Source organism: Rhodococcus sp. NPDC059234 (assembly GCF_042754225.1).
Classification (GTDB): domain Bacteria; phylum Actinomycetota; class Actinomycetes; order Mycobacteriales; family Mycobacteriaceae; genus Rhodococcus_G.
Genome location: NZ_JBHZAH010000161.1, coordinates 1 through 9412, shown reverse-complemented (window position 1 = coordinate 9412; position 9412 = coordinate 1). Strand labels below are relative to the sequence as shown.

General features: G+C 70.9%; 5 protein-coding genes. 2 read left to right on the top strand and 3 right to left on the bottom strand.

The window, feature by feature from the left end:
* Window positions 1–143 precede the first annotated feature (143 nt).
* Entirely contained in the window at window positions 144–1028 is an 885-nt protein-coding gene (locus ACFXGJ_RS22860; protein ID WP_378625249.1) for a tetratricopeptide repeat protein, read from the top strand.
* On the opposite strand, the gene ACFXGJ_RS22855 is transcribed toward ACFXGJ_RS22860, so the two are convergent.
* From ACFXGJ_RS22855 to ACFXGJ_RS22845, 3 genes are read right to left on the bottom strand one after another with little or no spacing between them, the layout of a single operon-like run.
* Window positions 1025–2452, bottom strand: a complete 1428-nt coding sequence (locus ACFXGJ_RS22855) for a metallopeptidase (RefSeq protein WP_378625246.1) — start codon at window positions 2450–2452, stop codon at window positions 1025–1027. The two genes, ACFXGJ_RS22860 and ACFXGJ_RS22855, sit on opposite strands and share 4 nt — an antisense overlap.
* Window positions 2449–4653 carry a 1,4-alpha-glucan branching protein GlgB gene (gene glgB, locus ACFXGJ_RS22850; protein WP_378625243.1) on the bottom strand — a complete coding sequence of 735 codons (2205 nt, stop codon included), beginning with the start codon at window positions 4651–4653 and terminating at the stop codon, window positions 2449–2451. Before glgB ends, ACFXGJ_RS22855 begins: the two co-directional genes overlap by 4 nt.
* Window positions 4650–6656, bottom strand: coding sequence for an alpha-1,4-glucan--maltose-1-phosphate maltosyltransferase (locus ACFXGJ_RS22845; RefSeq protein ID WP_378625240.1), 2007 nt, complete (start codon window positions 6654–6656; stop codon window positions 4650–4652). Before ACFXGJ_RS22845 ends, glgB begins: the two co-directional genes overlap by 4 nt.
* A 96-nt stretch (window positions 6657–6752) precedes the next feature.
* Between ACFXGJ_RS22845 and glgP the strand changes: the two genes are divergently transcribed.
* Window positions 6753–9341, top strand: coding sequence for an alpha-glucan family phosphorylase (gene glgP, locus ACFXGJ_RS22840; RefSeq protein ID WP_378625238.1), 2589 nt, complete (start codon window positions 6753–6755; stop codon window positions 9339–9341).
* Window positions 9342–9412 lie beyond the last annotated feature (71 nt).

Genomic DNA, 9412 nt, shown 5'->3' with positions numbered 1-9412 from the left:
CGGTTCGCCGGGCACAATGCTGTCCGGTCCGCGGCGGCGGGGGTGAGCGGAGGTGGCCGGGGCGTGTGCGTGCCAAAATGACAGATGTGACTCGACCCGGATCTCGCCAGCCCGCACGTCCGTCCGCTTCGATGGCGGCAGCCATGTCCGGAGCAGTGGACCTCTCCGGATTCAAGGACCGTCCGCAGCCCCCGGCCGCGCCCACCGCGGGCGGCGCGGCCGCGCCGGCCGGCGGGTTCGCCACGATCGTGGAAGTCACCGAGGCGAACTTCGAGTCCGAGGTGCTCGAACGCTCCATGCAGGTTCCGGTGGTCGTCGAGCTGTTCGCGGGCTCGATGCCGGCGAGCACGGCCTTCTCCGCGACGCTCGACGACCTCGCGCGCGGGCACGGCGGTACCTGGGTGCTGGCGAAGGTCGACCTGGACGTGAGCCCGCGGATCGCGCAGGCGTTCCAGGTGCAGACGGTGCCCTCGGTCATCGCGGTCGCGGCGGGTCGGCCGCTGGCGGACTTCGACGGCGGCGTCGAGCAGCTCGGTCAGTGGGTGGACGCGGTGCTCGCCGCGACCGAAGGCAAGCTGCAGGGACCGCCGCCGGTCGAGGGCGCCGAGCCCGAGCCGGAGGATCCGCGGTTCGTGGCGGCCGAGGACGCGCTCGCCGAGGGTGACCTGGCGGGTGCAGAGGCCGGCTACCAGGCGATCCTCGAGGCCGAGCCGAACAACGTGCAGGCCCAGGGCGCAGTCCGCCAGGTGCGCTTCCTGGCTCGCGTGCAGACCGTCGCACCTGATGCGGTCGCGACCGCCAAGGCGGAACCGGCGAACGTCGCGGCTCAACTCGACGCCGCCGACGCGCTGCTCTACACCCAGCAACCCGAGGAAGCCTTCGGGCTGCTGGTCGAGGCGATCAGGCGCTACGCGGGCGACGACCGGACCGCGGTGCGCACCCGGTTGCTCGAGCTGTTCGAGCTCTTCGACCCGGCCGACGCGGTGGTCGTCGCGGCCCGGCGCAAGCTGGCTTCCGCCCTGTACTAGCCGTAGCGGTTGGCGCAGGCGGGCTGGCCACCGAGGACGCCGGAGCGGAAGGCGTCCACCCGGGCGAACCCGCTCGGCACGGTCTCTCCGTTGACGTCGCTCGCCATCAGGCCGTCGGTGAGCAGCCCGGAGACGGCCTCGTCGAGGTCGCCGGGGGACAGGGTCAGTGCGCCGGCCCGACCGGTCGCGGTCGCGGCCGTCCACGCCCCGGACAGGCAGGCGGCCCGGACCGCGGTCTTCGCCTCGGTGAGGGAATCGCCCGCGACCTTCTGGACCGCGAGCGTGAACCGCGAGGCCACCAGAACGTAGGCGCCGAAGTCGCCGCGCACGTCGGCGGCGATGTCGTTGCGCGACTCGCCCCGGGGGGTGCCGCGCTCGACCAGCTGCGGCATCGACACCCCGATCGTGTTGGTCGACGGGCAGTAGGACACCGGCTCGGTGCTGCGAGCGTCGGCGCACCCGGTGTCGGCGCCGGTGAACACCACTTTCGGCTTGTCGGGCAGCGTGAACAGGGCCTGCAGCGAGTCGACGGTTTGCGTGACGGTCGACTCGGTGACCGGTGTCTCCCCGTTGCTGCCCGTCGTCGAGAACTGCTGCGGCAACTGGGCTCGTCGGGCCTCGACCTCGGCCTCGTCGATCTCGGTGCACGAGCGGGCGCCGTCGGTGAAGCCGATCTGGAACGCGGTGATCCGCTCGAACGCCGAGCCGTGCACCGACTCGGGGTCGTTCGGGTTGGTGTCGCGCACCGCGACCATCGCGGCCATCACGGAGTTGAGCCCGTCCGAGGTGTTGAGCGAGAAGTGTGCGGCGTCGCCCTCGGCCACGTGTCGCATGAACGCGCCCGCGAAGCAGTCGGCCTGCTGTTCGAGCACCAGCACCGGCGCGTCGTCGCCGGCCAGGCCGGAGTCGTGCTGGACGGCGTGCCCGTACTCGTGGGCCATCACCATGACCACCGCCATCGGACCGAACGTGTCCATCAGCGTCGGCAGCAGGCTGGTGCGGTCCCACCCGATGGAGCCGTTGCGCGTGCAGTAGCCGGCGTTCACCACGCCGTGGGTGCTGTCACCGCAGAAGGTGTCCGAGCGTGCCGCCGGGGTGTCCGGGTCCCACGACTGGAGGTCGGTCACCGGCCGGAATTCTCCGGTGAACACCTGGGGGTACTCCTGGCGCCAGAAGGCGGTGATGTCGTCGACGGCGTTGGTGGCCAGTACGTCGGCGGCCGAGCCGTCCGCGCCGCGGACCGGCAGCGTGGACGCGGGCACTCCGTCGCGGGGTCCGCTCGGTCCGGAGGTGGCGGGCAGTCCGGCGACGGTGAACGGATTGTCGTAGATCGAGACCGCGCGCCCCCCGACCGCCCCGGCGCAGCCTGCCAGCAGCAGTGTCAGCGCTGCGGCGGCGAACGTCGCCGGCGTCCGCCTGCTCATCCGCGCTCCAGGCTCAGCCAGATCGCGCTGTTGGCGGGCAGCATCACCGCGGCGGACGCGGGCCGGCCGTGCCAGGAGTCGGTGGATGCGTGCACCTGCCCGAAGTTACCCAGGCCGGAGCCGCAGTACTGGGTGGCGTCGGTGTTGAGGATCTCGACCCATCGGCCCGGCTCGGGGAGTCCGACGCGGTAGTGCGCGTGACGGGAACCGGAGAAGTTGAACAGGCAGGCCACGATCGAGCCGTCCGTGCCGTACCGCAGGTAGCTGAGCACGTTGTTCTCGGTGTCGTTCGCATCGATCCACGAGTAGCCGCCGGGGGAGGTGTCGAGGGTCCACAGCGCCTGGTGCCCGCGGTAGACGGCGTTGAGATCGCGGACCAGGTCGAGAACCCCGCGCTGCAGCGGCGCGGTGGATCCGTCCTCGAGCTGGTCCCAGGCCAGCCCGTGCTCCTCCGACCACTCGGTGCGCTGACCGAACTCCTGTCCCATGAACAGCAACTGCTTGCCGGGGTGCGACCACATGTAGGCGAGCAGCGTGCGCAGGCCCGCGGCCTTCGCGAAGTCGTCGCCCGGCATCCGGGTCCACAGGGTGCCCTTGCCGTGCACCACCTCGTCGTGGCTGATCGGCAGCAGGTAGCTCTCGCTCCACGCGTACATCAGCGAGAAGGTGACCTCGTGGTGGTGGAAGCTGCGATGGATCGGGTCTCGGCCGAGGTAGCCGAGGGTGTCGTGCATCCAGCCCATGTTCCACTTCATCGTGAAACCCAGACCCCCGACCGAGGTGGCGCGGGTGACGCCGGGCCAGGCCGTGGACTCCTCGGCGACAGTCACGACCCCGTGGTGATGCTTGTGCACGGTGGCGTTCATCTCCTGCAGGAAGGCCACCGCCTCCAGGTTCTCCCGGCCACCGTGAATGTTCGGGGTCCAGCCGCCGGGTGGGCGGGAGTAGTCGAGGTAGAGCATCGAGGCGACCGCGTCCACGCGCAGGCCGTCCACGTGAAACTCCTCGATCCAGTACAGCGCGTTGGCGACCAGGAAGTTGCGGACCTCGGGCCGGCCGAAGTCGAAAACGTAGGTGCCCCAGTCCAACTGTTCGCCGCGCTGCGGATCGCCGTGCTCGTAGAGCGGACCGCCGTCGAACCGGGCGAGGGCCCACTCGTCCTTGGGGAAGTGAGCGGGAACCCAGTCGACGATGACGCCGATGCCGGCCCGGTGCAGGCGGTCGACGAAGGCCCGGAAGTCGTCGGGGGTGCCGAACCGTGCGGTCGGCGCGTAGTAGGAGGTGACCTGGTAGCCCCAGGAGCCGCCGTAGGGGTGCTCGGCCACCGGCAGCAGTTCGACGTGGGTGAAACCGGCGCCCTGGACGTAGGCCGAGAGTTGCTCCGCCAGTTCGAGATACGTCAGCCCAGGACGCCACGATCCCAGGTGTACCTCGTACACGCTCATCGGCGCCTGGTTCGGTTCGACCCGTGCGCGGGCCGCGATCCAGTCGTCGTCGGTCCAGACGTGGCTGCCCTGGTAGACCACGGACGCAGTGGCCGGCGGCACCTCGGTGGCGAACGCCATCGGGTCGGCCTTGTCGCGCACCGAGCCGTCGCGACCGTGCACCCGGAACTTGTAGAGCTCCCCGGGCCCCACACCGGGCACGAACAGTTCCCACACACCGGTCGATCCCAATACCCGCATCGGCAGGGTCCGGGCGCCCCACCCGTCGAAGTCGCCCATCACGGTGACGCCGCGCGCGGCCGGCGCCCACACCGCGAAGGAGGTGCCGGACACCTCGCCGTCCGGGGTGGTGTAGGTGCGTGGGTGCGCGCCGAGCACGTCCCAGAGTCGTTCGTGCCTGCCCTCGGCCAGCAGGTGCAGGTCCAGTTCGCCGAGGGTGGGCAGGAAACGGTATCCGTCCGCCACCACGACGATGTTGCCTCCGGCGTACTCGACGACGAGCCGGTAGTCGATCAGGTCCTCGACCGGGACCACGCCGCTGAACAGCCCGTCGGCCAGCTGGTCGAGCGGATGGTCGGTGCTGCCGATGCGCGCCGAAACGGCGACGGCGTGCGGTCGCAGGGTCCGGACGACGGTGCCGCCGGGGTGCGCGTGGGCGCCGAGGATCGAGTGCGGGTCGTGGTGAGTGCCCTCGGCGAGGCGGGCGAGGTCGGCGGCGGGCGGGGAAGCGTCGTACCGCCGGGGCGCGCCGCTCACGAGACGGGTGCGCGCAGGGCGAGGTGCATTCGCGCGGGGTAGGGGACGGCGGGCAGCGCGAGGATGTGCGCGACCGCGCGCCAGGGCTCGAGCCGGACGAAATTGGCCTGGCCCCAGTGGAACTGCTCGCCGGTGACTTCGTCGAGCACCGTGATCTGGTCCTGCCAGTCGCGGCCGAGGGCGGGCATGTCCAGCCAGATGGTGCCCTGCTCGGCGCCGTACGGGTTGAGATTGACGACGGTGAGCACCGCGTCACCGGTGACCGGGTCGAACTTCGAGTACGCGATCAGCGAGTCGTTGTCGATGTGGTGGAAGGTGATGGTGCGCAACTGCTGCAGCGCGGGGTGCGCGCGCCGGATCCGGTTGAGCATGGTGATCCACGGCTCGAGCGACTCGCCGCGTGCCCGCGCCTCGTCGAACGGGCGGGGCCGCAACTGGTACTTCTCGGAGTCGAGGTACTCCTCGCTTCCCGTGCGCACCGGAACGTGCTCGTAGAGTTCGTATCCCGAGTAGACGCCCCAGCTCGGACCCATGGTCGCCGCGAGTACCGCCCGCAGCGCGAACATGCCGGGGCCGCCGACCTGCAGGCTCTCGTGCAGGATGTCGGGCGTGTTGACGAACAGGTTCGGCCGGGCCTCGTCCGCCTTCGCCGCGAGTTCGAGTGCGAACTCGGTGAGCTCGGACTTGCCGACTCGCCAGGTGAAGTACGTGTAGGACTGCGTGAACCCGCGCTTGGCGAGGCCGTACATCCGCGCGGGGCGGGTGAACGCCTCGGACAGGAACAGCACGTCCGGGTCGGAGGCCTTCACCTCCGCGATCAGCCACTCCCAGAAGTCGGGCGGCTTGGTGTGCGGGTTGTCGACCCGAAAGATTCTGACGCCGTTGTCGATCCAGTACCGCACCACGCGTAGCACCTCGGTGTAGATGCCGTCGCGATCGTCGTCGAAGTTGACCGGGTAGATGTCCTGGTACTTCTTCGGCGGATTCTCGGCGTACGCGATGGTGCCGTCGGGCAGCACGGTGAACCATTCGGGATGCGCGCTCGCCCAGGGATGGTCGGGCGCGCACTGCAGGGCAAGGTCCAGTGCGACCTCGAGGCCGAGGCGTCGGGCCCGGGCGACGAACGCCCGGAAGTCTGCGAGGGTGCCCAGTTCCGGGTGGATCGCGTCGTGACCGCCCTCGGCCGAGCCGATCGCCCACGGCGAACCGACGTCGTCCGGTCCGGGAGTGAGCGAGTTGTTGGGGCCCTTGCGGTTCACTCGCCCGATCGGGTGGATCGGCGGCAGGTAGACCACGTCGAAGCCCATCCCCGCGATTCGGGGCAGGTCGTTGGCCGCGGTGGCGAAGGTGCCGTGCCGGGGCCTGCCCTCGGCGTCCCAGCCGCCGGTCGAGCGCGGGAAGAACTCGTACCAGGAGCCGAACAGGGCACGCCTGCGGTCCACCGACACCTGCAGGATCCGACCCCGGGTGACGAGGTCGCGCAGCGGGTGGGCGCGCAACAGTTGCGCGATGTCGGAGGCGAACGCCGGTGCCACCCGGGCCGGCAGCTGCTGGTCACTGCGCAGAGCGTCCGCCACCGCGGCGCACCGCGGCCGGTCGGCCCGCGGCACCGTCCGGGCCGCGCGGTCGAAGAGCCGGGCGCCGAGTTCGAGATCGTTGGCCAGATCGGCCGGCCCCTGCCCGACCGACAGCTTCGCCTCGACCGCGGCCCGCCAGGTGGTGATCGGGTCGCTCCAGCCCTCGATCCGGTACGTCCAGGTGCCGGGGCAGGTGGGGGTGAAGACGGCGGCGAAGGTGTCCGGCAGTGGGCCGGGGAGCATCGGGATCCGGATGGTCGTGGCGGACTCCGGACCGCGGACCGCGAGCGTCGCGGCGACCGCGTCGTGGCCGTCGCGCCAGACCGTCGCCGAGACGGGGAAGGTCTCGCCGACCACGGCCTTCGACGGGAATCGACCACCCGCGAGCTCGGGGACGACGTCGTCGATTCCAATCCGCCCGGTCATGACCTCAACCTTACGGGTAGGTGTACGGCCCCGCGCGGCCGAACGCGGCCGTCCGACGACAGGACCGCGGCACCGGATTTGCGTAGTCTGTGCCGGGTGAAAGCCTTGCGTCGGTTCACCGTCCGTGCCCACCTGCCCGACCGGCTGTCCGCCCTCGGGCCGCTGTCGACGAACCTGCGGTGGTCCTGGCATCCGCCGACCCAGGATCTGTTCGCGCGAATCGACCCGGAGCTGTGGTCGCAGGTGCGTCAGGACCCGATCCGGATGCTCGGTGAGGTCTCGCCGGCCCGGCTCGACGACCTCGCCGACGACGCCGACTTCGTCGCCGAGCTGGACACCCTGGCCGCGGACCTCGACGACTACCTCGAGCGGCCGCGCTGGTACCAGAACCAGCAGGCGAAGGGTGCCGACCTGGCGAGCGGGATCGCCTACTTCTCAATGGAGTTCGGTGTCAGCGAGGTGCTGCCGAACTACTCCGGTGGGCTCGGGATCCTGGCGGGCGACCACCTCAAGGCGGCCTCGGACCTCGGCGTGCCCCTGATCGGAGTCGGCCTGCTGTACCGGTCCGGCTACTTCCGGCAGTCGCTGACCGTGGACGGCTGGCAGGCCGAGCACTACCCCTCGCTGGACCCGCAGGGCCTGCCGTTGCGGCTGTTGACCGAGACCGGGTCGGGGGCCGCGGTGCTGCTGCACGTGGCGATGCCCGGCGGCCGGGTGCTCCGGGCGCGGGTGTGGATCGCGCAGGTCGGCCGGGTGCCGCTGCTGCTGCTGGACTCCGACATCGCGGAGAACGACCCGGACCTGCGGGGCGTGACCGACCGGCTCTACGGCGGCGATCAGGACCACCGGATCAAGCAGGAGATCCTGGCCGGGATCGGTGGGGTGCGCGCGGTGCGGGCGTACACCCGCTCGGAGTCGTTGGCGGATCCCGAGGTGTTCCACATGAACGAGGGCCACGCCGGCTTCCTCGGTGTCGAGCGGATCCGGGAGCTGATCACCGAGTCCGGGCTCGACTTCGAGTCGGCGCTGGCCGCGGTCCGCGCGGCCACCGTGTTCACCACCCACACCCCGGTGCCGGCCGGGATCGACCGGTTCCCGTCGGATCTGGTGCGGCACTACTTCGGCGGCAGCGGAGGCGAGAACGCCTCGGCGCTGCTGCCGGGACTGACCGTGGACCGGATCGTCGAGCTCGGACGGGAGAACGATCCGTCCGTGTTCAACATGGCTCACATGGGCCTGCGGCTGGGCCAGCGCGCGAATGGGGTGTCGAAGCTGCACGGCATCGTCAGCCGGGAGATGTTCAACGGCCTGTGGCCGGGATTCGACGCCGCCGAGGTTCCGATCGGCTCGGTCACCAACGGGGTGCACGCGCCGACCTGGGCGGCCCGGGAGTGGATGGACCTGGCGCGCCGGGCGGTCGGTCCCGAGCGGGTCGAGGAGGCGCGCGGCTGGGAGCGGCTCAGCGAGATCGCTCCCGCCGAGCTGTGGTCCACCCGCAACACGCTGCGTGCGCAGCTGGTCGACGAGGTGCGGCGCCGGGTGCGGGCGTCCTGGCTCGAGCGCGGTGCGACGGACGCCGAACTGGGCTGGGTGTCCGGAGTTTTCGATCCGGAAGTACTGACCGTCGGGTTCGCGCGCCGGGTGCCGACCTACAAGCGGCTGACGCTGATGCTGCGCGACCCGGAGCGGCTGCGGGCGATGCTGCTGGACCCCGACCGTCCGGTGCAGTTGGTGGTCGCGGGCAAGTCGCACCCCGCCGACGACGGCGGCAAGGCGCTGATCCAGCAGGTGGTTCGCTTCGCCGACGCCCACGACGTGCGGCACCGGATCGTCTTCCTGCCGGACTACGACATGTCGATGGCGCGGTTCCTGTACTGGGGATGCGATGTGTGGCTGAACAATCCACTGCGGCCACTCGAGGCCTGCGGTACCTCGGGAATGAAGTCCGCGCTCAACGGGGGACTGAACCTGTCGATCCGGGACGGCTGGTGGGACGAGATGTTCGACGGCGAGAACGGCTGGGCCATCCCGACCGCTGACGGCGTCAGCGACGAGGTGCGCCGCGACGACCTCGAGGCGAATGCGATGTACGACTTGCTCGAGCAGGCCGTGCTGCCGAAGTTCTACGATCGCGGCCCGGGCGGTGTCCCGGTCCGGTGGGTGGAGATGGTCCGGCACACGCTGCAGTCTCTGGGGCCGAAGGTGTTGGCGTCGAGGATGGTTCGCGACTACGTGGTGGACTACTACGCCCCCGCCGCCCGCGCCTCGCGGGCGGCGATCGCGGACGGCTACGCCGGTGCGCGGCAGGTGGCGCAGTACCGCGAGCGCGTCGAGTCGGCCTGGCCCGGAGTCCGCGTGGTCCAGGTGGACAGTGCGGGCCTGCCCGACACCCCGGTGATCGGGGCCGAGTTGTCGCTGCGTGCGTACGTCCGGCTCGGCGGCCTGGACGCCGCCGACGTCACCGTCGAGGCGGTGCTCGGCCGGGTCGACGCGGACGAGGAGCTGTCGGAGGTGGTGACGGTTCCGATGACGCACGCCGGCTCCGAGGACCTGGGCGAGGTGTACGTGGCGACCACGCCGGTGCCGCTGTCGGGCGCGGTCGGGTACACGATTCGGGTTCTCCCGCACCACGAACTGCTCGCGGGGGACGCCGAACTGGCGTTGGTGGCGGAGCCCGTCGGGTAGGAGCGGCCGTCAGGCCGGCCGGAGCACGATCTCCCGAGGCACTGAAACTCGCGATGACGGAGCCCCACGCC

What these genes read in the sequence shown, in the direction of transcription:
- ACFXGJ_RS22860 (WP_378625249.1), top strand. Translation starts at nt 144, where the DNA reads ATGTCCGGAGCAGTGGACCTCTCCGGATTCAAGGACCGTCCGCAGCCC.
- ACFXGJ_RS22855 (WP_378625246.1), bottom strand. Translation starts at nt 2,452, where the DNA reads ATGAGCAGGCGGACGCCGGCGACGTTCGCCGCCGCAGCGCTGACACTG.
- ACFXGJ_RS22845 (WP_378625240.1), bottom strand. Translation starts at nt 6,656, where the DNA reads ATGACCGGGCGGATTGGAATCGACGACGTCGTCCCCGAGCTCGCGGGT.